The 23,334-nt window shown below is 64.8% G+C and carries 17 protein-coding genes; 3 read left to right on the forward strand and 14 right to left on the reverse strand.

The annotated features are described in order from the left end of the window. Window positions 1-48: 48 nt before the first annotated feature. The 4 genes from QOU61_RS36070 to QOU61_RS36085 all read right to left on the reverse strand — a co-directional run bounded on the left by QOU61_RS36070 (window position 49) and on the right by QOU61_RS36085 (window position 5,456). Window positions 49-2,163, reverse strand: coding sequence for an acetate--CoA ligase family protein (locus QOU61_RS36070; RefSeq protein WP_289655921.1), 2,115 nt, complete (start codon window positions 2,161-2,163; stop codon window positions 49-51). Between the two features lie 182 nt (window positions 2,164-2,345). After that, complete coding sequence (locus QOU61_RS36075) at window positions 2,346-3,095, reverse strand: VOC family protein (protein WP_289662078.1); 750 nt, start codon at window positions 3,093-3,095, stop codon at window positions 2,346-2,348. A gap of 207 nt (window positions 3,096-3,302) precedes the next feature. Then, window positions 3,303-4,097, reverse strand: coding sequence for an enoyl-CoA hydratase (locus tag QOU61_RS36080; RefSeq protein ID WP_289655922.1), 795 nt, complete (start codon window positions 4,095-4,097; stop codon window positions 3,303-3,305). Window positions 4,098-4,271: 174 nt separating this feature from the next. After that, a complete protein-coding gene (locus QOU61_RS36085) occupies window positions 4,272-5,456 on the reverse strand; it encodes an ABC transporter substrate-binding protein (protein WP_502877000.1) in 1,185 nt (394 codons plus the stop codon). A 307-nt stretch (window positions 5,457-5,763) separates the two neighbouring features. On the opposite strand from QOU61_RS36085, the gene QOU61_RS36090 reads away from it, so the two are divergent. Then, on the forward strand, window positions 5,764-6,537 hold the full coding sequence (locus QOU61_RS36090; protein WP_289655924.1) for a thermonuclease family protein: 774 nt from the start codon (window positions 5,764-5,766) through the stop codon (window positions 6,535-6,537). A 77-nt stretch (window positions 6,538-6,614) separates the two neighbouring features. Further along, window positions 6,615-8,114, forward strand: a complete 1,500-nt coding sequence (locus tag QOU61_RS36095) for a M48 family metalloprotease (RefSeq protein WP_354142497.1) — start codon at window positions 6,615-6,617, stop codon at window positions 8,112-8,114. A gap of 192 nt (window positions 8,115-8,306) precedes the next feature. On the opposite strand, the gene QOU61_RS36100 is transcribed toward QOU61_RS36095, so the two are convergent. The 5 genes from QOU61_RS36100 to QOU61_RS36120 all read right to left on the reverse strand — a co-directional run bounded on the left by QOU61_RS36100 (window position 8,307) and on the right by QOU61_RS36120 (window position 14,938). Beyond that, window positions 8,307-9,245 (reverse strand): CarD family transcriptional regulator, encoded by a 939-nt coding sequence (locus QOU61_RS36100; RefSeq protein ID WP_289655925.1) that lies wholly within the window; start codon window positions 9,243-9,245, stop codon window positions 8,307-8,309. 213 nt (window positions 9,246-9,458) lie between these two features. Then, window positions 9,459-9,797 (reverse strand): ferredoxin FdxA, encoded by a 339-nt coding sequence (gene fdxA, locus QOU61_RS36105; protein ID WP_289655926.1) that lies wholly within the window; start codon window positions 9,795-9,797, stop codon window positions 9,459-9,461. 139 nt (window positions 9,798-9,936) lie between these two features. Further along, the gene (locus tag QOU61_RS36110; RefSeq protein WP_354142498.1) at window positions 9,937-10,161 is read right to left on the reverse strand and encodes a S4 domain-containing protein; all 225 of its coding nucleotides are present in this window, start codon (window positions 10,159-10,161) and stop codon (window positions 9,937-9,939) included. Window positions 10,162-10,260: 99 nt separating this feature from the next. Continuing rightward, on the reverse strand, window positions 10,261-13,695 hold the full coding sequence (locus tag QOU61_RS36115; RefSeq protein ID WP_289655927.1) for a helicase-related protein: 3,435 nt from the start codon (window positions 13,693-13,695) through the stop codon (window positions 10,261-10,263). A gap of 397 nt (window positions 13,696-14,092) precedes the next feature. Further along, window positions 14,093-14,938 (reverse strand): DUF3108 domain-containing protein, encoded by an 846-nt coding sequence (locus QOU61_RS36120; RefSeq protein ID WP_289655928.1) that lies wholly within the window; start codon window positions 14,936-14,938, stop codon window positions 14,093-14,095. A 382-nt stretch (window positions 14,939-15,320) separates the two neighbouring features. Here QOU61_RS36120 and rpmB point away from each other — a divergent pair, with 382 nt between their 5' ends. Beyond that, window positions 15,321-15,626, forward strand: a complete 306-nt coding sequence (rpmB, locus tag QOU61_RS36125; RefSeq protein WP_289655929.1) for a 50S ribosomal protein L28 — start codon at window positions 15,321-15,323, stop codon at window positions 15,624-15,626. Window positions 15,627-15,966: 340 nt separating this feature from the next. Here rpmB and QOU61_RS36130 read toward each other — a convergent pair whose 3' ends face one another. The 5 genes from QOU61_RS36130 to QOU61_RS36150 form a co-directional block, all read right to left on the reverse strand. Next, on the reverse strand, window positions 15,967-16,929 hold the full coding sequence (locus tag QOU61_RS36130) for an alpha/beta fold hydrolase (protein WP_289655930.1): 963 nt from the start codon (window positions 16,927-16,929) through the stop codon (window positions 15,967-15,969). A 1,013-nt stretch (window positions 16,930-17,942) separates the two neighbouring features. Next, a complete protein-coding gene (pncB, locus tag QOU61_RS36135; protein WP_289655931.1) occupies window positions 17,943-19,247 on the reverse strand; it encodes a nicotinate phosphoribosyltransferase in 1,305 nt (434 codons plus the stop codon). 83 nt (window positions 19,248-19,330) lie between these two features. Beyond that, window positions 19,331-20,293 carry an alpha/beta hydrolase gene (locus QOU61_RS36140; RefSeq protein ID WP_289655932.1) on the reverse strand — a complete coding sequence of 321 codons (963 nt, stop codon included), beginning with the start codon at window positions 20,291-20,293 and terminating at the stop codon, window positions 19,331-19,333. Window positions 20,294-20,305: 12 nt separating this feature from the next. After that, window positions 20,306-22,075, reverse strand: a complete 1,770-nt coding sequence (locus QOU61_RS36145) for a flavin-containing monooxygenase (RefSeq protein WP_289655933.1) — start codon at window positions 22,073-22,075, stop codon at window positions 20,306-20,308. 133 nt (window positions 22,076-22,208) lie between these two features. Continuing rightward, complete coding sequence (locus QOU61_RS36150; protein WP_289655934.1) at window positions 22,209-23,309, reverse strand: LLM class flavin-dependent oxidoreductase; 1,101 nt, start codon at window positions 23,307-23,309, stop codon at window positions 22,209-22,211. Window positions 23,310-23,334 lie beyond the last annotated feature (25 nt).

Below are 23,334 nucleotides of genomic sequence, written 5' to 3' on the forward strand. Positions count from 1 at the left end.
TCACCGACCCTCCGTTGTCCCCGCCTCCGCGGGGACGACAACCAAGACTCATTTCCGCTTCACCACCAGCGCGTCCACGATCGTGACGCCCTGTCCCTCGGCGTGCACCAGCACCGGGTTGACCTCGATCTCGGCGATCTCGCTCGCGTGGCGCGAGGCGAGCAACGACAGCTGCGCGATCAGGCGCGACAGTGCAGCCACGTCAGCCTTCGGCGCGCCACGGAATCCCTGCAACAGCGGCGCGGCCTTGAGCTCATCGAGCATCCCGCGCGCCTCGGTGGGGCCGACCGGCGCCGGACGATAGATCACGTCACGGAACAGCTCGGTGGTGATGCCGCCGAGCCCGACCATGATCATTGGACCAAAGGTTGCGTCCTGCAGGGTGCCGATGATGATCTCGACACCCCTTTTGGCCATCGGGCTCACCAGCACGCCCTGGATCGCCGCATCGGGCCGATGCTTCGCCACATTCTCCAGGAGGTCGCGATAGGTCGAGAACGCCTCGCCCTTGGTCGTGATGTTGACGCGGACGCCGCCGACCTCGCTCTTGTGCGGGATATCCGGCGACTGGATCTTCATCACCAGGGGCAGGCCGACCCGCACGATCGCCGCGTCCAGCGCGTCGCGATCGCGCACCAGAACCTCCTCGGGCAGGCCGATGCCCGCGGCGCGCAGCAGCGCCTTGCTGTCCGCTTCCGACAGCAGGGGTGCAGTCAGCTGCGCGGAGAGATCGCGCGGGGACAGCAGCGACGCATCGACCGGCGACGCCGGCCTGAACCGGGCGTAGTCCGTCAGCCGACGCAGCGCGACACCGGCATGGGTCAGGCCCGACAGCACCACGACGCCGGACTTCGCCAGCTCCCTGCGTGCGAAATCCGAAGGCAGCGTGTAGGAATAGAACAGAATTGGCTTCAGCTCGGCGTCGATGACCGGCTTCAGCTCGGCCTCCTTGAACGGCATCCGCGTTTCGCTCGACAGCGACAGCACCACCAGCATGGCGTCGACCTCGCCGGAGGCGGCGAGCAGGTCGATGCTCTTCTGCAGGCCACCGGAATTGACGCCTTGCGCGGTGACATCGATCGGATTGCGCGCGGTGCCGTAGGACGGCAGCAGCTTCATGATTTCCGCCTGCATGCTGGCAGGCAATTCCGGCACCTGCAGGCCCTGCAGCGCGACGGTGTCGGCGCCCCAGATGCCGGCGCCGCCGGACACGGTCAGCACCGCGACGCGATCGCCCTTCGGCAATGGATTGGTGGTCAGCACCGCGGCGATGGTGATGGCCTCGTCGAGATCGCTGGAGACGATGAAGCCGTATTTCGCGAATACCGCATCATAGGCTGCCGACCAACCCGCCATGCTCGCGGTGTGGGACGCCGCCGCCCGCTCGCCGGCGCCGGAGCGGCCGACCTTGGTGACGATGACGGGCTTGCCGATCTCAGCCGCGCGCTGGGCGGCGGCGCGAAATTTCTCGACGTCGCGGATGCCCTCGATGAACAAGAGGATCACGTCGGTCGCGGAATCCTGCACGAGATAGTCGAGGAACTCGCCGGCGCCGAGATCGCTTTCATTGCCGGCGCTGACCACATAGCTGAGTGCGATGCCGAGCGCCTTGGCGCGATTGTAGAAGGCAAAGCCGATGCCGCCGCTCTGCGCCACGATGCCGATCCGCTTTCGGGTCGCAACCAGCGGCTCGACACCGGGCTTGACGTCGACGGTCAGGCTGAAGGTCGCGGCCACGCGCTGCGCCTGGCTGTAGAAGCCCTCCGCATTGGGTCCGGAAATCCGCATGCCGGTTCGCTTGGCGAGATCGGCGATCCTCTCCTGCATCGCGGCGCTATCGCCGCCCTCCTCCGCAAAGCCGGAGGAAATGATCACCGCGTTCTTCACGCCCGCCGCCGCGCATTGCTCGAGCGCGGCGAGCACCGCGCGCGCGGGAATGACGACGATCGCAAGGTCGACCGGCGCACCGATATCGGCGATCGACTTGAAACAGGTCAACCCGTCGATCTCGTCGTAGTTCGGGTTGATCGGATAGAGCTTTCCGGGATAGCCGTTCTTGCGCAGCATCGAAAGCAGCCGCCCCGGGATCTTCTCATGGTCGCGCGAGGCACCGATCAGGGCGATGCTTGCGGGCGCGAACAAGCTGTCGAGCGGATGCGGCATTCGGGCATTCCTGTTGTTCTTGTCTAGGCCGCGCATATCGGATTAGCGCGGCAACCTCAATCCACCCCCGTCATGGCCAGGCTTGACCCGGCCATCCACGTTCTTCCATCGGGTAACGGCCAAGACGTGGATGCCCGGCACGAGGCCGGGCATGACGACCTAACACGCGATGGCGCACGGCGTCACGTCACGACGCGAAAATCGACACCGCCGAGCCGGCACGCATTGTTCGACACCACATAGCCCCTCTTCACGGCCACATCGCGCACTTTTGCGACATCCGCGACACGAAACGTCAGCGCGCTCATGATCTCGCTCTCGCCCTTGACGAAGCGGAAGCGGCTGTTCGGCAATTGTAGTTCGGCCTCGCCACCGTTGCTTGTCGCGGGGATACCGATGATGCGGCCCCAATGCGCGGCAAGCCCTTGCGGATCAGGGCTCTGCATCTCGACCTCGGTCAGCGCCTGCGTCACGTCCTTGCGGATCGCCTTCTGCCAGTTCGGTCCCGCCGGCGGATAGGCGCCGAGCAGGTCGTCGCTCCCCGCGGTATGATTGAACTCGATGAAGGCGGCGCGGCAGTCGCGCGGATGAAGCTGAACGCCATGATAGGGCGGATGATCGATCACGTTCGCGGTGCGCACGCCGATCGCGTTGGCGCGTGTGGCATACGCATCCGGATCGTCGCAGCAGAAGATCGCCATGTAGCCGCCATGGCCGCCGGTCCGCTCGATGAAGCGGCCGGCCGCCGTCCCCTCGCGGAACGGCGCCACGACTTCCAGCAGGATCGTATCGACCGGCATCAGCGCGTTGACGAGGCCGTATTTCTCGACATGGCGGTCGCGGTAGCAGACATCGAGTCCCATGACGGCGCAGATATCATCGACCACCGGCTCGAGCTGCGGCGCCACCAGGCAAATCTGCCGCAATTGCATATCCAATTTCGTGCTCCCTGGATTTCGATCCATCATCCGATGCGATCCTAACCTCCCCTTGAGAAGGGGAGGTCGCGTTGCTCCGCAGGAGCAACGCGGGAGGGGATCGGCCCACAACGCAAAGCGATCTGTGACCCCCTCCCCGGCCCTCCCCCTTTCAGGGGGAGGGAGATATCCGCCGGGGCCTCCACCACAATTATTCCATCGCTATTCGCCCCGGAATACCGCCTTGCGCTTCTCGACAAAGGCTTTTGCGGCTTCCTTGTGGTCGGCGGTCTCGCCGGCGCGGGTGTGGTGGATCGCCTCGCCGTCGAAGCAGTCTTCGAGCGGAAGGTGCTCGGCATTGTTGATGTTGCGCTTGATGAAGCCGAGCGCGATCGACGGCCCTTGCGCCAGCGACAGCGCGAGCTCGCGCGCGGCCTTGTCGATCTCGTCGTCGGCTACCACCTTGCTGACCATGCCGAGTGCGAGCGCCTCGTTCGCCGACAGCACCGGCGACAGGAGATAGAGCTCGCGCGCCTTCGCGCTGCCGAGCATCTGGGTTAGGAAATAGGTGCCGCCATAGTCGCCGGAGAAGCCGACCTTGGCAAACGCGGTGGTGATCTTGCAGGACTCGCTGGCGACGCGAAGGTCGCAGGCCAGCGCCATCGAGAGCCCGGCGCCCGCCGCCGCACCATCGAGCTGCGCCACCACGGGCTTCGGCATCTGGTGCAGGATGCGCGAGACCTCCATGCCGCGGCGCAGGTTCGCCATCTTGGCCTCGAACGGCAGGGCCGCCCGGCCCTCCGCCATCGACTTGACGTCGCCGCCGACGCAGAAGGTGCCGCCGGCGCCCTTGAACAGCACGGCGCGCACCTCGTGATCCTCAGCCGCGCGCCGCGCTGCTTCCACCAGGCCACGCACCATGTCCGGATTGAGCGCGTTGCGCCGCTCCGGCCGGTTCATGGTGATGGTGAGAAGTCCGTCCTCGAGACTCTGCAGGACCATTTCATTGGCGCTCATGGGTGCGACTTTCTTTTGTTGTGTGGCTCCGTCGTTCCGGGGCGGTGCGCAGCACTGGACCTAAGATGCGCAATTGCGCATCGGGGAACCTCGATATCTTTGATGCGCAATTGCGCATCATGGGTTCGATGCTGACGCACCGCCCCGGGATGACGTCGCGACCTGGTCACTCCGTCACTTCTTCACCAGCGGGCAGCGCGAGGATTCCAGCGGCTGGAATGCCTCGTTGCCGGGTACGGTGGCGAGCAGCTTGCAGTCGTCCCACCTTCCCTTGGATTCCGAGGGCTTCTTCACCTCGAACAGATACATGTCATGCACCATGCGGCCGTCCTCGCGGATGCGGCCGCCTTTCGCAAACATGTCGTTGATGGGAGTTTCCTTCATCACCTTCATCACGGCGGCGGCGTCCGTGGTGCCGGCCGCCTTCACCGCTTTCAGGTAGTGCGTGACCGAGGAATAGACGCCGGCCTGCGCCGAGGTCGGCACCCGCTTGACCCGTTCCATGAAGCGCTTGGAGAAGGCGCGGGTGTCGTCGTTGAGGTCCCAGTAGAAGGCTTCAGCCAGCAGGAGACCCTGCGCGGTCTCGAGCCCCACGCCGTCGATGTCGGTGATGAAGGCGAGCAGCGGCGAGATCTTCTGGCCGCCCTTCATGATGCCGAACTCGGCCGCCTGCTTGATCGCGTTGATGGTGTCGCCGCCGGCATTGGCGAGCCCGATCACCTTGGCCTTGGAGGCCTGCGCCTGCAGCAGGAAGGACGAGAAATCCGAGGTGTTGAGCGGGTGGCGGACGCTGCCCAGCACCTTGCCGCCGCTCTTCACCACGACGTTGGTGGTGTCCTTTTCCAGGTCCTGGCCGAAGGCGTAGTCGGCGGTCAGGAAGAACCAGGTATCGAGCCCGCTCTTGACCGCCGCGAGCCCGGTGACATTGGCCTGCGCGAAAGTGTCGAACACATAATGCACCGTGTAGGGACCGCAGGCCTCGTTGGAGAGACGGATCGAGCCCGGGCCGTTGAACATGATGATCTTGCCGCGCGCCTTGGCGATTTCGCCAGCCGCAAGCGCGGTCGCGGACGCCGCGACGTCGAAGATCATCTCGACGCCCTGGTTGTCGAGCATGTCGCGCGCGATGTTGGCGGCAAGGTCGGCCTTGTTGAGATGGTCGGCGACGACGATCTCGACCTTGCGGCCGAGCACGCTGCCGCCGAAATCCTCGACCGCCATCCTGGCCGCGGTCTCGCTGCCGACGCCGGTGATATCAGCGTAAAGGCTCGACATGTCGAGGATGCCGCCGAGTTTTAGCGGCGGCTTGTCTTGCGCGTGCGCGACAGGCGCCGCAAACGCCAGCAGCGACGCCGCCATCGCGGAAAGAAATCGCTTCATCAAAACCTCCCTCCGGCACGCGCGCTTTCCGCGGCGATATTATCTGTTGCCCGCGATCATGGCGCATGTGCCTGACAGCGGCAAGCAAAGGCCCTCTGGGCGAAGCGCGGTTTTTCCGCTAAGCGGAATGCGCTAGTGTGGCTTGGTTCTGACATTCGCAAAACGTGGCCTCGCAAAATGATGCGAATGCTAGCACCGGGACACCAGATGCTCGCGACCGGGAGCGCGACATGAAGGAAGCGGAGCGCTGTCTCCACACGACGATGCGGCGGTCGCGCGCCGGCTCATGAAATTTGCCGCCGACATTTCACGCGCCGTCATTGTCGCCGCATGCGCCTTGCTGCCGGCGGCATCACTCGATCCGGCATCCGCCGCACCATGCGCCTTCGACGCCCAGGGCGAAGGTCGCGTCGCCGACATCGTCGATGGCCGCAGCTTCCACCTGAACGACGGCCGCGAGATCAAGCTCGCCGGCATCGAGCCCGTCTCCGCCGGCCGCGCGACGCTTGCGACGATCATTGCGGATCGCGATGTCACCCTGCGTGGCGTCGACGACGCACCGGACCGCTATGGCCGGCAGGCGGCCTTCGCGTTCCTCGGTTCCGCCGAGACATCGGTGCAGGAGCTGTTGCTGCAACAGGGCGCGGCGCTATTTTCGGCCGATGTGGCCGACAGGGACTGCGCCGCCGCCCTGCTCGCGGCCGAAACCGAGGCCAGGGAGGCCAGAAAGGGCATCTGGGCGACCGGCTCTGTCATAAAAAACGCGGAAAGTCCGGACGATATTTTGACCGGGATCGGGCGATTTACAGTGGTCGAGGGCAGGGTTTTGTCTGTCCGGACGGCCGGGGCGACGACTTATCTGAACTTCGGACGAAGCTGGACACGGGGCTTTGCTGTGACTATTTCAAGGCGCATGATGCCGGCGGTCGCGAACGCCGGCTTTGCTGTTAAGTCCCTCGAAAACAAGCGGATTCGCGTCCGCGGCTTCGTCGAGGCCCGTCCAGGGCCGCGGATCGAGGTGGCTAGGTCGGGGCAGATTGAAGTCGTAGGCGGGAACTAGCGGGAACGAGCGCAGAGGCTGCGCCAAATTAGAGTGTAACAGCGGTGGATGGGTCTGCCGGACGGCGCATACAGGAAATGAGCCGCCGCCTTCGGGCTGCGCCGGCCCGCCATTGGGCTGCGCCGGCCCGTTATTGGGCTGCGCCGGCCTTGCTTTGCCTCGGCCTTGCGCTTGCCGGCTGCGGGGACATGTCCCGCTTCCAGACCGCCGCGGCGCCGGTGGCCGCCCCCGTCAAGCCGAACCGGACGGTGGTGCAGACGCCCGCCGCCGAGCGCGAGCATGAGCGCATTCTCGCCTCCTATGGCGGCGCCTATGACGATCCCAGGCTGGAAGCGCTGATCACCAAGACGGTCGACCGGCTGGTTGCGGCCTCCGACCGGCCCGACCAGGCCTACAAGGTGACGATCCTCAACTCCGGCGCGGTGAACGCCTTCGCGCTGCCGACCGGCCAGCTCTATGTCACGCGCGGCCTGATTGCGCTCGCGAGCGACACTTCGGAACTGTCGTCGGTGCTGAGCCACGAGATGGCGCATGTGCTCGCCAAGCACGCCTCGATCCGCGAGGACCAGGCGCGCCAGGCCGCGATCGTCGCCAAGGTCGTGACCGACATGAGCAACGACCCCGACCTCACCGCCTTTGCGCTCGCCAAGTCCAAGCTGACGATGGCGAGCTTCTCGCGCACCCAGGAATTCGAGGCCGACGACATCGGCGTCGGCATTTCGGCGCGCGCGCATTTCGACCCCTATGGCGCGTCGCGCTTCCTCAACGCGATGGAACGCAATGCGGAGCTGAAGGCCGGCAAGACCTCGCTCGATCCGCGCGTGCAGGACTTCCTGTCGTCGCACCCGGCGACGCCCGAACGCGTGCAGCGCGCACAATCGACCGCGCGGCAATACACCTCGCCGGAAGGCGGCGAGCGCGACCGCGAGGACTATCTCGGCGCGATCGACAACATCGTCTATGGCGAGGATCCGAGCGAAGGTTTTGTGCGCGGCCGCCGCTTCCTGCATCCGAAGCTCGGCTTCACCTTCCAGGCTCCGGAGACCTTCACGCTCGACAACACCGCGCAGGCGGTGATCGGCGTGCGCGACGGCGGCTCGCAGGCGATGCGCTTCGACGTGGTGCGCGTGCCGGCGGAGCAGTCGCTCGGCGACTATCTCAATTCCGGCTGGATGGAAGGCGTCGACAAGTCATCGACCGAGGACATCACCATCAACGGCTTCCCCGCCGCGTCAGCGGTGGCGCATGGCGACCAGTGGCAGTTCAAGGTCTACGCGCTGCGCTTCGGCAGCGACGTCTACCGCTTCATCTTCGCCGCGCGGCAGAAGACCACCGAGAGCGATCGCAACGCGCGCGAGACCGTCAGTTCCTTCCGTCGCCTGACCCTGGAAGAGATCCAGGCGGCGCGGCCGCTGCGCATCAAGGTGATCACCGTGCAGCCCGGCGACACCGTGGAATCGCTGTCGCACCGCATGGCCGGCGTCGATCACCCGACCGAACGCTTCCGCGTGCTCAATGGGCTCGATCCCCGCGCGCAGGTGAAGGTACGCGACCGCGTCAAGATCGTGGTGGATTGAGGCTGCGCTCTTCGGCGAACTGGGCACCGGTTCGCGTGAAGTAAACGCCGGAATAGGCCTTGGAGCGCGAGAAGCCGCAGATTAGCCCGGCTGCGACTCCCCTCCCCCTTGCGGGAGGGGAGGAAAGCACAGCAAACAAAAAGCCCGGCCGACCGGCCGGGCTTTGATTGTTTCGATCGGAGAACGCGGGGCTTAAGCCGCCTCGTCCTCGACGGTGGCATCGTCGCCGTCGCCATCCTCGACGTCGCCTTCGGCTTCGCCCTCGGCACCAGCTTCGGCTTCCGTCTTGGCACCGCGGCGCGGGCTCTTGGCGAGCTGTGCCTCGATCTCCTTGACCGCCTCGGTCTCGGTCGAGTGCTGCACGACCGCGATCTCGCGCGACAGCCGGTCGAGCGCCGCTTCATAGAGCTGGCGTTCGCTGTAGGACTGCTCGGGCTGCGATTCCGAACGGTAGAGGTCACGCACCACTTCGGCGATCGCGACGATATCGCCTGAATTGATCTTGGCTTCGTATTCCTGGGCGCGGCGCGACCACATCGTGCGCTTGACGCGCGCGCGACCCTTGAGCGTCTCCAGCGCCCGCTTGACCAGCGCCGGCTCCGACAGCTTGCGCATGCCGACATTGGCGACCTTCGCGGTCGGCACGCGCAGCGTCATCTTGTCCTTGATGAAATTGATGACGAACAGCTCGAGCTTGGCGCCCGCGATTTCCTGCTCCTCGATCGCCAGGATCTGGCCGACGCCATGGGCGGGATAGACCACGAATTCATTGGTCTTGAAGCCCTGGCGCTGGGTCAGGACCTTCTTCTCCTCGACGCGCGGCGCGCTCACCGCGGGCTTGGCAGCGGTCACCGGCTTGACAGCGGGCTTCGGAGCGGCAGCCTTGACCGGAGTCTTGGCAGCAACTTTCGGCGCGGCGGGCTTGGCAGTCGACTTCGCGGCAGATTTGGCAGGCTTGCTTGGCATTGAGTTTCTTTTGTTCTTCGAGGACTTTGCGGCCGACGCCTTCGCGGCCGAACGGGTATCCCTTAACGAAGCCCGGGCGCGGCTTTTGTTTCCGCTACGGCTGGCCGTGGCGACCTTTTTGGACGAAGCTTTGGAAGCACTCTTTTTACGCGTTTTCTGTGACACGGCCTGTGCGCGGAACTGCCACGCCCCTGTTCGAGTTTTTCGCGGAAGCCCTAGAAAGGGTCAAATCGGCTGACCGATTCAGCGATTCAGCTCAGAATGTGCCTAATATAGCACATTTCCCGCAAAAATCAATGATTTAGAGGTTTTCGGGGCAGTTTCGGCTGGTTCGCCGTGATTAGGGTTAAGTGGCCGATGGTACGGAGATAGTTGGAATCAGTCGCCGGCGCCAGGATTTGGAGAAAAATATTTCTCGAACTTGCCTTCCATCCCCTCAAACTCCTTGGCGTCGGCCGGTGAGTCCTTTTTCTGAGTGATATTCGGCCAGCTCTTGGCGTATTCCGCGTTCACCTCGAGCCATTTTTCGAGCCCCGGCTCGGTATCGGGCTTGATCGCATCCGCCGGGCATTCGGGCTCGCAAACCCCGCAATCGATGCATTCGTCCGGATGGATCACCAGCATGTTGTCGCCCTCGTAGAAGCAGTCGACGGGGCAGACTTCCACGCAGTCGGTGTATTTGCACTTGATGCAAGCTTCGGTGACGACGTAAGTCATCCAGGGCTCCGGAAACGATCCATTTTCAAGGTTGGCTAGCGCCGATTGCCGTGGTTGCCTAGCGCAGGAAGTGCGCTGCCGCAAGGGAAGCGGCGCCAACGCTCAACGCGTTTTCGCGCCAGCCCATACCCCCACATAGTCATTTCGGGCCGCCTTGCAAATCCTCGTAAAGCAGGCGCGCGGCCTGCGCATCGCCTCGACGCTCGGCAAAGGCGATCACCTTGAGGATGCGCACGCCGCGGTCGAGCGCAATCGTCAGGACGTCGCCGATCTTGACCCCATGGCCGGGCGCGGTTTCGCGCGCGCCATTGATGCGGACATGGCCGGCCTCGACCAGCAGCGCCGCGCTGGTGCGCGCCTTCACTACCCGTGCGTGCCACAGCCATTTATCGAGACGCTGGCGGTCCGTCGGAACGATCCCCTGTTCGGCGCGCGAGGCGTGTCCACCTTCGCGTAAAAAACCTTATTCCTTGCGGTTGGCGGCGAGCTGTTCCTTCAACGCGGCGAGTTTCGCAAACGGCGAATTCGGATCGACCGGCCGGTCGCGCTCGCGCTGCGAGGCCGAGCTCGCATAGGGCCGATGCGATGGCCCGCTCTCGCGCCGGTCGCGGCCACCCTTGTCGCGGCCGAACTCACGACGCCCCTGTTCACGATCGCCGCGCTCGCCACGCCGTTCGCCGCCGGATTTGTCCCGCCGGCGCTCGTCGCGGTCGCGACCCTTGCCCTCGACACGCTCGCGGCGCGGGGCGCGATCCTCGCGCGGCGGCGCGCCCTCGGCGGGCGCCGCAGCGGCCGCAGCCGGTGCGCCCTCCTCGCGGGGCTTGCGGAAATCCTTGTGACGGCGGCGCCGGTGATGCTCGCGCTTCTCGCCGCCGGCTTCGCCGGTTTCGGCGCCGGCCGCCGCCTGCTGGCCGGCCTGATGGCGATGGCGGCCGCGATCATGACGCGGACGTCGCTCGTCGGAGCGCCCTCCGGGACGCCAGACTTCGACCAGTTCCGGCGTCGCGGCGGCTTCAGGCGCAGCTTCCGCCACGGGCGCAGTCTCGGCGGCAGCTTGCGCGGGAGCGGTATCAACCGTCTCCGGCGCGGGAGTTGCGTCTGGGGGCGCCGGTAACAGCTCGGCAGCAGCCGCTTCCGCGGGCGGTTCGGCCTCGACCGCAACGGGTGCAGCCTCTTCGGACAGCACCGGCGCGACCTGGGGCAGCAATGCTGCCGACGGCGCGGCCACAACCGCATCCGGCGGCGCAGAAGGCTCCGCCTGTGCGTCGCCGGCGACCACTGTCACGTGATCCTGAACCTCGGTGGGCGCATCGGCCACGGCTTCGGCGGGCGTCTCCGCTGCGACCTCGGACGGCGCATCCGCCGATCCCTCCACCGGCGAGGCTTCGGCTGCCACGGTCTCCGTGACGGCGACGGGCTCCGTGACCGCGACGGGCTTGGGCGGCAGCGGCGGACGGCGATCCATGCGATAGCCGAGCGCGCGCAGGATCGACGCGAAATCCTCCCCGGCCGACCCGGTGAGCGAGGTCATCGCCTGCGTCACCACGAAGCTGCGGCCGTCGAAGGCGCCGGGCGGCTTCTCGCCGGACGAGGTCTCGCGCCAGGCCAGCGCCGGGCGAATGAGATCGGCCAGCCGCTCCAGGATATCGACGCGCACGGCGCGCTCGCCCGCCTGGCGGTAGCCCAGCACGCGATAGGCGTCGCGCGGCAGCTGCTTGTCGACCGGGAACGAGGTGCGGCCCGAGCTCGCCAGATGCTGCGCGCTCGACAGCACCGACAGCTCGACATTGTCATGCTTCAGCGCCCAGAGCAGCGCGGCCAGCGAGCGCGCTGCCGGCTTCAGCAGGCCGGGCAGATAGACGTGATAGGCGCCGAAACGCACGCCGTATTTGCGCAATGACGCGCGCGAGGGCTGGTCGAGATCCTTCATCTCCGCCGAGATCCGGCTGCGCTCCAGCACGCCGAGTGCCTCGACGAGCTGGAAGGCGATACCGCGCGCGATGCCGGTGATGTCCTCGGCCTTGTTGAGCTCGAACAGCGGCCCGAGCAGCTTTTCGATATGCGTCTTCAGCCAGAGGTCGAGCCGCGCCTGCACTTTCTCGCGCGAGGCCCCGGTCAGCCGTTCGTCGGCAATGATGCGGATGCGCGGATGCAGGGCATCTTCCGCCGCCACCAGCCTGGCGACGGCATCGCCGGTCCAGCGGATGGTTCCGTCAGACGTCAGCACGAACTGCTCGTCCGGCGCTCCCCCGAGCTTTTCCGCGCGCACATCGATCTCGCGCGCCAGCACCTGCTGCGCGGCGGCCTGCAGCGCCTTGGCGTCCGAGCCCGCTTCCGCGGTCTCCGGCGCAAAGGTGAATCCATCGAGCCGGCCGATCGCGTGACCTTCGACGACGACTTCGCCGGTTTTGCCAATTTCCGTGTTCAAAACGCTGTTCTCCCGCAGGCGGCGCATCAATACACTGGTCCGCCGATCAACGAAACGCTCCGTAAGCCGTTCGTGCAGCGCGTCAGATAATTTATTTTCGACTTCGCGCGTTATTCCCTGCCAATGCTCGGGATCGGCCAGCCAATCCGGCCGGTTGGCGACAAAGGTCCAGGTCCGGATCTGCGCGATCCGCCCCGACAGCGTATCGATATCGCCGTCGACGCGGTCGGCCTGGTCCACCTGGGCAGCATACCATGCATCGGGGATGCGGCCATTTTGCATCAAATAGCCGAATACCGTGGTCACGAGCTCGGCATGGGCGGCCGGCGACAACTTGCGGTAGTCCGGAATCTGGCAGGCGTCCCAGAGCCGCTCGACCGCGGCGGCGCTGTGCGCCATGTCGCGCACATCGGAATCGCGCGCGGCGTGGTCGAGCACACGCACGTCCTCGGCGGCCGGGGCGCGCGTCAGCGCCTCGTGGCCGGGAGGCAGCGTCAACGACACCTGGAGCGCGCCGAGCGAGGAAAAATCCAGCTTCGAATTGCGCCATTGCAGGACCTTCACGCTGTCGAAGGTATGGTTCTGCAGCGCGTTGACGAGTTCCGGCTCGAACGGCGCGCAGCGTCCCGTCGTACCAAAGGTGCCGTCGCGAGTGGCGCGCCCGGCACGCCCGGCGATCTGGGCGAATTCAGCGGGATTGAGCCTGCGGAACTGGTAGCCGTCATATTTGCGGTCGGAGGCGAAGGCGACGTGGTCGACGTCGAGATTGAGCCCCATGCCGATCGCATCGGTCGCGACGAGATAATCGACATCCCCGTTCTGGAACATCGACACCTGGGCATTGCGCGTGCGCGGGCTAAGCGAGCCGAGCACAACCGCGGCGCCGCCATGCTGGCGGCGGATCAGTTCCGCGATCGCATAGACCTCGTCGGCCGAGAAGGCGACGATCGCGGTGCGCCGCGGCTGGCGGGTGATCTTGCGGTCGCCGGCGAATTCGAGTCGCGACAATCGCGGCCGGGTAATCGTCGAGGCGCCGGGCAACAGCCGCTCCACGATCGGCCGCATCGTCGCAGCCCCCAGCAGCAGCGTCTCGTCGCGGCCACGGCGATTGAGGATGCGGTCGGTGAAGACATGGCCGCGCTCGAGATCGGCGCCGATCTGGATTTCATCGACCGCGAGGAACGAGACGTCGAGATCGCGCGGCATCGCTTCCACGGTCGAGACCCAGAAGCGCGGATTTTTCGGCTTGATCTTCTCCTCGCCGGTGATCAGCGCGACGGCCTCAGTGCCCGCGCGATCGGCGACCTTGTTGTAGACCTCGCGCGCCAACAGCCGCAGCGGCAGGCCGATCATCCCCGAGGAATGCGCCAGCATGCGTTCGATGGCGAGATGGGTCTTGCCGGTGTTGGTCGGCCCAAGCACTGCGGTGACGCCCGCGCCGGGAGCCCGATCCTGAGGGGAGAAAGCCATATTGTCTTGAGATTCTACGTTGTTCCGCGCGGGTTCCGCAAAGCGGATAGCGAAGAGAATCCGCGCCGATTCAAGTTGATAGATGTGTCACAATGCGACGCTTGCGAGGCCTCGGCTTAAGTTTCGGAACGGGTTGTGAACAAATCGCGGCCGAATCGCTGACTCCCCCTCATGTCCTGCTTCGTTCACCGCAACATCTCGCGTCGACGCTTTCACGTCGGCACTAGATCAAGTTTGGCGCCGCGCCACAAGCGACCGTACGGCGACGAATTTCTTAAAGTTTTCGCTGGCCACGAGTCGAATCAGAATCGGGCGAGAGTCAACCTGATTCCGGGCGTGGTCGGCGCGATTTACGATTCCTGCGGCGCGGTCACTGCGACCGCGTTGCGTTGTGTCCCTATTGTGTCTTGGCGACGCGGGGCGGCAGCAGCTGGGTCACGAACGTCGTGGCTTCCAGCATCGCGGTGCCGAGCGGGGTCGGAATGACCAGGCGATAGGGCACCAGAATCCTGGTTCCCGGCAGCGGCGCGAACGAAACCTCCATGTTGCGCTGGGCGATGAGATATTTGATCACCGGGCGATCGGGGATGTAGCCCGACAGCGGCACGAAGTAGATCGCGCAGACCAGCACCGGGCCGCGATAGCCGCGCTCGGTCCTGACCGTCTCGATGCGCTTGAAGTCGAGCTTCAAGTCATAGCGCATGCGGCCGTCGAACACCGCCGCGCTGGAGTGGCAGGCCTCGGGGCTCAGCGGATCGATGGTGCCGGGCACGCGCAAGATCGAGCCCGTCATCGGATCGAACACGCCGCGGCGATGTGCATCCGGCACCGGAAGCCGGCCGGGATCGACCGGCGGCTGCGGATCGATGTTGAATTCCTTCACATTGCCGTTGGCGAGCGTGATGTGGATCGTTTCCGACTTCCTGTACGTGGTCGTCGAGCCGACGAAGTTGGTCGCGATCAGCGCGCCATTGACGACGCGGCCCTGCGAAGTGCCGTTGCCGCTGCCGCCGGCAATCGCGTTGAGCAGGCCCGAGGTGCCGCCGGAGGCGGTTGCGGAAAACTGGTCGTCGCCGACTTCGATGGTCCAGGAGCCCTTGCCGACGGGAATGCCGGCCAGCGTCGCCTCATATTGCGCATCGAGCCGTCCCTGTGCGGCGGCCGGCAGCCAGGACAGCAGCAGCGCACCGAGGCACAGGCCGACGCGGCCCGGCCGGCCGAATTTCAGGGCTTGGCGGGTCACTGACCGAGGGTCCTGCTGGATGCGCCTGTTATCGTTCATTTAAGCAAGAAAATCCGCCAAACAACGCGGAACGATCTTTTCGGAAAAAATCGCCCGCGGCCGCAACCAGACGACAGCGGGCCGAGGCGAAAATGTTGCCCATTTCGGGCCCAGACGCCTGTGCCGCCGGAACCGGCAAAAATCGCCGCCGAATGCGCCCTTTATGTGATGCATAAGGCCGTGCAAGCCCAGCGAAATCGGCTTTTGCCGTTGCAAAACCTTGACGTTTCGCCGCCCTCCCCCTATACGTCCGGCCGTTCCTGGAAATGGACGAGATTTTGACCCCGCGCGGGCCGCTTGAGGCGTGCCCTGGCAAGGAAGCGGGACGGAAGAGGATTTGACCATGTCGCGCCGCTGCGAACTCACGTCGAAGGCCCCGCAGGTGGGTCACAAGGTGAGCCACTCCAACATCAAGACCAAGCGGCGCTTCCTGCCGAACCTGTGCAACGTCACCTTCATCTCGGATGCGCTCGGGCGCAACGTGCGGCTGCGCGTTTCGACCAACGCGATCAAGAGCGTCGACCACAATGGCGGGCTCGATGCGTTCCTTATCAAGGCGCGCGCCGAAAACCTCTCGCCGCGCGCGCTGGAATTGAAGCGGGCGATCGAGAAGAAGCAGGCCGGCGAGCCCGCGAAGAAGGCGAGCTGAGACTTACGTCGCGCTCGCGCGATCCCTTGAAATTCGAAACGGCCGGGTCGAATGACCCGGCCGTTTTGTTTTTGGACCTGTGCTTCAAAGCGAACTACGAGTCTGACGGGGCAAGAAGACCAAGATTTTCAATCTCGGCCTGACAACGGATTTAGAGTCTAGCTTACGTCAATTACGAGTCCCCGTCCTCAGACATTGTCGAATTCCGAGTCCTCGTCCGACCGTCAGCGCGGCCGGTTTTTTTGAGCAAACCGGAGATTCGGCCGGACCCACAAGTCCAAAAAGGGCCAAAACGCGACATTGCGTTGCTTGCCGCGTCTAGCAAGTCCCCGTTCGCGATCTATAACTGTTTCAGGAATTCCAGGAGCGCATTGCTTACGTCTTTGGCGCGCTCTTGCTGAGTCCAATGACCGCAACCTTTCAAGACTATTGTCTCGCGAAGCAAGGGCACGAACTGTTTCAGGCTAGGGACGAGATGGCTCCAACTCGGCGACCTGTAAACCCCGTCTCGATCGCCAACGACATAGAGTGCAGGGACCTGAACCTTTGCGCCGGACCATGGTGCGAGCAACTCCCAATTGCGATCAATGTTGCGATACCAATTCAAACCCCCTCCAAAGCCGGTGCGCTTGAACTCCTCAACGTAAAATTCGATGTCACTGTCCGTGAGCCACGTCGGCAATGATTGGGTTGTAGGCTTCCCATCGAGCCAACCCCCCTCACTAGGAAGCATCGTGAGCGACGCAGGATCTTCAACCGGCGCATCGCCGGATAGGGCGAACAATGTCGTCTTGATTGCGCTGTGGACGTCTTTTTCGAGTTCTGCCTCGGCAACGCCCGGCGTCTGGAAATACAGTTGATAGAAGCGCTGCTTTTCGGCCCGCGGCATGACAGTGCTTGGTCGGTCGGGACCACGCACCGGAAACGGCACGCTCAAGCCAACGACGGCCCTAAATCGATCCGGTCTAAACAGAGCGCAGCGCCAAGCGACCGGCGCTCCCCAATCATGTCCGACAACGACTGCTTGATCCGTGCCGATCGCGTCGAGCAATCCGACCATGTCTCCGGTCAAATGCAATAGAGTGTATTGATCGATCGCATCCGGTTTGTCCGTCTGCCCGTAACCACGCATGTCGGGCGCGATGGCGCGATATCCGGCGGCAGCGAGCGCTTCCAATTGGTGCCGCCACGAATACCAGCACTCCGGAAAGCCATGGCAGAGAAGCACGGTGGGCCCGCTCCCTGCTTCGGCCAGGTGCATTCGAATGCCATTTGTCTCGATAAATCGATGCGAGATCGTCATTGCCAACCTCCGCAAGATCATTGATCTGATAGCTAATCAGTCACATTGTGAGCTCCAGCCACAACCGAAGTGGCTTCCCCGACACCCAGTCGAACGGCGGACCGCGAATACGACATGCTCTACGAATTTATTTTCGAGGCCGCACCGCCCCTCCGGCAGCATCGGCGCAAGGTCGGCTTCGGGTCAAAGTCCGACTTGCGTTACATGTCGGCTCCCAGGCCGGACCGGACGTGTCGGCGAGCCGGGTTGACGATCGCGCAGGCGCTACGACGTGCTGGCGGACTCGTCATTGTCTGAAAAACCGACTCCAACGATCCTCATCAGATTATGAACTGCATTTTTTAACGCTGGGACTAGCTCACGCTCAGGCTTTAAAGTCTTCGCTTGATTTGCCCGACGGGCAAATCACCGGCGCGCGCCCACAAAACCTGTCCATCCCCTCCCGCAAAAATATTGCGCTTGTGCCGTCGGGCAAATCAGTGGCTTCAATTCGCCCCGTTCCGCTCCTCAAGAGGGGCGCTCGCGATCGTCACGAACGTGGGGCGGAATGCGGTGGACGCGAGTAGCGCTCAAAGACGAAGAGCGGCTGTCTCGCGGACGGCAAAGTCGTGTGGTCCTGGCGCCCCGACGCTGGCGCCAAGCTTGCGGGATGGCGACGTCGGCCCTGTCGGGCCCGACGCGCCGCGCAGGCGATGGAGGCAAGAAAGCCCGGTCTCCAGGGAGAGCGCGAAGGAAACCGTTAAAACCATTGCACAGGGAATGCCGGGTGAACCGGCGTGACCGTGGTGACTAACTCGTGTGCTTCTTGCTTTTCGCACGCGAGGCTGCGGGCGTGCCGAACGCCCGGCGTTCCCTGTGCCCTCTGGCAAAGAGGATGCGCAAATCAGGATCAAACTCGCGCGAAAACCTGCGGCGAGATCGCGAAATCATGCCCGCTCGGAATGCTGTCGAGAGCGGGCCGCTGTTTGACATTCAAATCAGCATCAGCCTGGCCGAGCCTAGGCCATAGCGTCTCACACATGCACCGGCGCGCGGACGCGGCCGGCATCGCCGAACACGCGCAAGTACCGCTCGATCTCGGCGGGATTGCCGGTGGCCTTTTCCGGATTGTCCGACAGTTTCACCGCCGGGCGTCCGTCGACCGAGGTCACCTTGCAGACGATCGAGATCGGATCGAGAAAGACCGAGCCGTCCGGCGCGCAGCCGATGAAATCATTGGTGAGATTGGTGCCCCAGCCGAACGAGATGCGCACGCGCCCGGCGAAATGCCGATAGGTCTCCTCGATCGAGCCGACATCCATGGCGTCGGAGAAGACGAGCAGCTTGTCCTTCGGGTTACGGCCCTTCTTCGCCCACCACGTGATGATCTCTTCGCCCGCCTCGATCGGCGGCGCGCTGTCGGGACGGAAGCCGGTCCAGTCCGCGACCCATTCCGGCGCGTCGCGCAAAAACACCTTGGTGCCGAACGCATCGGGCAGCGCGATCAGGAGATTGCCGCCATAGGTGTGCCGCCACTGGTCGAGGATGCGGTAGGGCGCCCAGCGCAATTCGGCGTCGTCATTGGCGAGCGCGGCCGCGACCATCGGCAGCTCGTGCGCATTGGTGCCGATCGCCTCGAGATCGTTGTCCATCGCGAGCAGAACGTTGGAGGTGCCGATGAAGCAGGGCCCGAGTCCCTCCTTCACCGCCTCCACGCACCAGCGCTGCCACAGAAAGCCGTGGCGCCGCCGCGTGCCGAAGTCCGACAGCCTGAGATCAGGCAGCTGGCGCAGCCGCTCGACCTTGCTCCATAGCTTGGCCTTGGCGCGGGCATAGAGCACGTCGAGCGCAAAGCGGCCCTGGCCCTTCAGCACCGCGCGCGAGCGCAGCTCGTTGAGGATCGCGAGCGCGGGAATCTCCCACATCGTGGTGTGCGTCCACGGCCCGTGGAAATGCAGCTCATACTGGCCCTCGACTTTGCGCAGCTCGTATTCCGGCAGGCGGAAGCCGGCCAGCCAGTTGATGAAGTCGGCCGAGAACATGTGGGTCTTGCCGTAGAAGGTGTTGCCGGCAAGCCAGATCAATTCCTTCTTGGTGAAGCGGATGGTGCGCGCGTGATCGAGCTGGGCGCGCAGCTCGCCCTCGTCGATGATCTCGGCAAGGCGGACATGGCGGGAGCGGTTGATGACCGAAAAGGTGACCTTCTGAGTCGGGTAGAATTCCCGAATCATCTGCATCATCAAAAGCTTGTAGAAATCGGTATCGAGCAGGCTGCGCACGATCGGGTCGAGCCGCCAGCTGTGGTTGTAGGTCCGGCTTGCAATGTCGGTCACGGTCATGGCGCAACTCTAGCGCGCGGCGCGCGCCGCAAAAAGAGGGGTTGGCGGCACCGATCGATGCGGTTTTCGCCGCTTGACGCCCCTCAGGCCCCCTTGTCGAGCAGCCGCCTGAAATCGGCGCGGGCGCGCTCGGCCTCGGCACGCGCTATCGGGGCGGCATCTCGCAGGCCGAAATAGCCATGGATAAGGCCCGCGCCCTCATGATGCGTTGCCGGAACCCCGGCGGCCTTGAGCGCGGCGACATAGGCCGCGCCCTCGTCGCGCAGCGGATCGAACCAGGCGGTGGTGACGACCGCTGGTGCCACGCCCGCGAGGCTGTTGGCGCGCAGCGGCGAGACGCGCCAGTCCGCACTGTCCTTGAGGTCGGCGAGATAATGCCCGGCGAACCACTGCATGACCGCGTGCGACAGAAAATAGCCTTCGGCGTTCTCGGTGCGCGAGGGATAGCGCGCATTCACCGCGGCGTCGCGATAGCCGCCGAGCGCGTCGGTGACGGGATAGACCAGGAGTTGCCCCGCAAGCCTGATGCCGGTATCGCGGCAGGCGATCGCGGTCGCCGCCGCAAGGTTGCCGCCGGCGCTGTCACCGGCGACGCCGACGCGGGCCGCGTTGCCGCCGAACTCGGCGATGCGCGCGATCACGTCGCGCACCGCGGCAAAGGCATCCTCGAACGCGCCGGGAAAACGCGTCTCCGGAGGGCGGCGATAATCGACCGACACGACGATGCTGCCGGTCTCGATGGCGAGCAAGCGCGCCTGGCGATCATGGGTCTCGAGATCGCCGGCGACCCAGCCGCCGCCATGGAAGAACACCACCGTCGGCGCTTTGCCGGTGCCATCGCGATAGACGCGGGCATCGAGCGGCGCAGCGCCGCCTTTCACTTTGATGTCGGCCACATCAGCGACCGGCGGCGGCGGCACCGCGGCGCGGGAGGCCGCCAGCGCCCGCAGCGCCTCGCGCGCGCTTTGCGGTGTCATCACGGTGGGATCACGCAGCGGCAGCAGCGGAATGATGCCGGCAATGACGGGATCGAGCGGAGCGGCCATGGCGGCAAATCCTCAGTTCAACAGTTTTGGCAATGTTCCGGCCTCGATCGCCGCGATCTGCAGGGCGATCAGGCGGCTGTAGATGCGGGCCTGCGAGAACGCACCGCCCGTGAACCACAGGCCGGGCTGACCGGTGCGCGTCCACATGTTGCGCAGCTCCTGGCTTGCCTCGTCAAAACCCCAGACCCGGCCGACGCGGCGCGCAACCTCGGCACCGAACAGTCTCGCCAGGAGATGATCGAGACCCTTGTAGCCGGTCGCGAGCACGAACAATTCGGCCGACAGCATCGAGCCATCCTTCAGCCGCAGGCCATCGGCGACGAACGCATCGATATCGGCGGCCTGGATCAGGCGGATCTTCCCGTCGGCGATCAGTTCGGAGCAGCCGACATTGAAATAATAGCCGCCGCCGCGGGAGCGGAATTTGAGCGGCCAGCCGGTGCCGTCCTCGCCGAATTCGAGCCGGAAGCCGGCACGCGCCAGCCGCGCGAGCAAGGGCGCATCGAGCGTCTTCACCTCGTCGGTGACAAGCTTGTGCGCCATCTTCATGACCGGCAGCGGCACGCCGGAATTGATGATGTCGCGCACCTCGATCGGCGGGCCGTCGCCAAGATAGGTTCTGTCGTAGAGCTGCGCCGGCTCGACATTGACGATCATGGTCGGGCTGCGCTGCACCATGGTGACGCGCGCGCCCGCCGCATGCAATTCCTGGCAGATGTCATGGGCGCTGGTGCCGGTGCCGAACACCACGACCGAGCGGCCGGCCCATTCCTTGCCCGCCACGAACTGGCTCGAATGCAGCACGCACCCGGCAAAGTTCTCGATGTCCTCGATCACGGGAATGTTCGGCGTGCCGCTGACGCTGGTCGCAATCACGATATGCTTGGGCCGCAGCGTGCGGCTGACGCCATCGCGCGTCAGCGTCGCGGTCCAACGCTGGCTCATATCATCATACGATGCGCCCTCGAAGCTCGTGCGGGTCCAGAAGTCGAGCTCCATGATGTCGACATAGCTTTGCAGCCAGTTCGCGACCTGGTCCTTCGGAATGTAGTCCGGAAAGGTCACGGGGAATGGCAAATAGCGCAGATGATTGACCGGCGTCTTGTTGTGCAGCTTCAGCCCGCGATAGCGCTGCCGCCAATTGTCGCCGATGCGCTCTTCGCGATCGACGATCAGCGCGCCAAGCCCGATGCGCTTCAACTCGACCGCGGCCGAGATGCCGGCATGGCCGCCGCCGACGATCAGCACGTCGGGATCGCGGTCATGATAGGCCGATGCGGCCTGGCGCTGCTCCAGCCCATCGGGCGCGGCAAAATCCCGCGTCGTGCTTGCCGCCGCGCGGCTTTCGCGCGTCGTGCAGATGCGGTCAAAGTCGAGCAGGGTCGAGAGCGTCCATGCGACCGGACGCCCGCTGCGCGAGGCCACGAGCCGCAGCGCGCCAAGCGCGGGGCCGTTCGCGGTCTCGAACGCGAACACGGCCTCGACCACCTCGCGGCCGGCCATTATGGCCCGGCGCGGCAGCAGCATTTCGGTCGCGATCCGAAATCCGTGTGCAGCGGCCTGCGCGCTGCGCTGCTTGAGCTCGCGCACGACCGTCTCGCGGCCGCTGAAGGTTGCAAAGGTCCAGGACATGCCGAGCAGGTTTCGCCAATGGCTGTCGGCGGCAAACAGGGTGGCCAGCGCGCGCTCCGATCCGTCCGTCAACGCGGCATCGAAGGCGCCGATCCATTCGGCGGCCTGGTCGAGAGCTTCCTCCGCGTCACGCTTGGATTTGTCCAGCACGGTCGCGCTTTCTTGCCGGTCGAGGCGTTGTCCTATCTGACAACAGCGCTCGACAAAGCACAACCGGCGGAAAACGCGATGGCTTGATGCGGGGCGGCATGGCTGCCGCTCCGCACCGATCGGCGCCTTCGCCTCACGCCGCTTTCACGAAAGAGGCATCGAGATGTTTCAGGCGCGGCATCACTTCCTGCTTCAACAGCTTCAATGAGTGGTGCCAGGCTTCGCCCTTGTGCTTGTAGTCGAAGCCGAACACCAAAAGCGTGCCGAAGCCGCCGACCTCCTGATAGATCGTCTCGATCTTCTCGGTGACGGTCGATGGCGAGCCGACGATCCAGTTGTGGCGCGCGCAATAGTCCACGGTGACGTCGCTGTCCGGCACGTCGGGGCTCGCCTTGAGGTAATCCTTGAAACCGAAATGGCCGAGCAGCGGCAGGAAATATTCGCCCATCATCCGGCCCATCATGTCGCCGGCCGACAGTTTCCAGGCCTCCTCGTCGGTATCGGCGACGAACACCTCGCGCACCAGCCGCCAGTCGCGGCGGCTGGGCTTGCGTCCGGTCTTGGCGGCGCCCGCCTCGACCGATTCCCAGTGGCTGCCGACATAGGCCGGATTGAGGTTGAGGCTCATCGGGATATAGCCGCGCTCGCCTGCGAGCTTCAGCGTGTCGGAGCCCTTGCTCAGGCCCGCAACCCCGATCGGCGGATGCGGCGCCTGCTTCGGCTTGAGGTGGGGTTTCAGGAAATCGAACATCGTGTCCGGCTTGGTCACCGTCCAGTATTTGCCCTTGTGGGTGAAAGGCGCGTCCTCGGTCCACAGCCGCATGATGATTTCCAGCGCCTCGCGCGTCATCTCGCGGTTCTGCCCGGACATGCCGTCGACATTGAACATCGCCCAGTCGCTCGGCAGGCCCGACGCGGCGACGCCGAAATTCAGGCGCCCGTCCGAGAGATGGTCGAGCATCGCCACGCGGTTCGCAAGCTCCGCCGGGTGATGATACGGCAGCAGGAAGCCGCCCGGGCCGAGGCGGATATTTTTGGTCTCGCGCAGCGCCTGCGCGACCAGGAGATCGGGCGAGGGATGCGGCTCCCATGGCGCGGTATGATGCTCGCCGATCCAGGCCTCCTGATAGCCCAGCTCATCCAGCCAGCGCAGCACTTGCAGGTCCCAATCGTGCCCTTCCTTCAGGCCGCACTCCGGGGGATGCGAGGGCATCGCAAAATATCCGAGCTCCATGGCTGTTTCCTCATCGCTGTTCATT

The sequence above is a fragment of the Bradyrhizobium sp. NP1 genome (assembly GCF_030378205.1).
Lineage (GTDB): Bacteria > Pseudomonadota > Alphaproteobacteria > Rhizobiales > Xanthobacteraceae > Bradyrhizobium.

Bases quoted from the DNA above. Each gene is read 5' to 3' on its own strand.
- QOU61_RS36070 (WP_289655921.1), bottom strand. From the start codon at position 2,163: ATGCCGCATCCGCTCGACAGCTTGTTCGCGCCCGCAAGCATCGCCCTG.
- QOU61_RS36075 (WP_289662078.1), bottom strand. From the start codon at position 3,095: ATGCAATTGCGGCAGATTTGCCTGGTGGCGCCGCAGCTCGAGCCGGTG.
- QOU61_RS36080 (WP_289655922.1), bottom strand. From the start codon at position 4,097: ATGAGCGCCAATGAAATGGTCCTGCAGAGTCTCGAGGACGGACTTCTC.
- QOU61_RS36085 (WP_502877000.1), bottom strand. From the start codon at position 5,456: ATGGCGGCGTCGCTGCTGGCGTTTGCGGCGCCTGTCGCGCACGCGCAA.
- QOU61_RS36090 (WP_289655924.1), top strand. From the start codon at position 5,764: ATGAAATTTGCCGCCGACATTTCACGCGCCGTCATTGTCGCCGCATGC.
- QOU61_RS36095 (WP_354142497.1), top strand. From the start codon at position 6,615: ATGAGCCGCCGCCTTCGGGCTGCGCCGGCCCGCCATTGGGCTGCGCCG.
- fdxA (WP_289655926.1), bottom strand. From the start codon at position 9,797: ATGACTTACGTCGTCACCGAAGCTTGCATCAAGTGCAAATACACCGAC.
- QOU61_RS36115 (WP_289655927.1), bottom strand. From the start codon at position 13,695: ATGGCTTTCTCCCCTCAGGATCGGGCTCCCGGCGCGGGCGTCACCGCA.
- rpmB (WP_289655929.1), top strand. From the start codon at position 15,321: ATGTCGCGCCGCTGCGAACTCACGTCGAAGGCCCCGCAGGTGGGTCAC.
- QOU61_RS36130 (WP_289655930.1), bottom strand. From the start codon at position 16,929: ATGACGATCTCGCATCGATTTATCGAGACAAATGGCATTCGAATGCAC.
- pncB (WP_289655931.1), bottom strand. From the start codon at position 19,247: ATGACCGTGACCGACATTGCAAGCCGGACCTACAACCACAGCTGGCGG.
- QOU61_RS36140 (WP_289655932.1), bottom strand. From the start codon at position 20,293: ATGGCCGCTCCGCTCGATCCCGTCATTGCCGGCATCATTCCGCTGCTG.
- QOU61_RS36150 (WP_289655934.1), bottom strand. From the start codon at position 23,309: ATGGAGCTCGGATATTTTGCGATGCCCTCGCATCCCCCGGAGTGCGGC.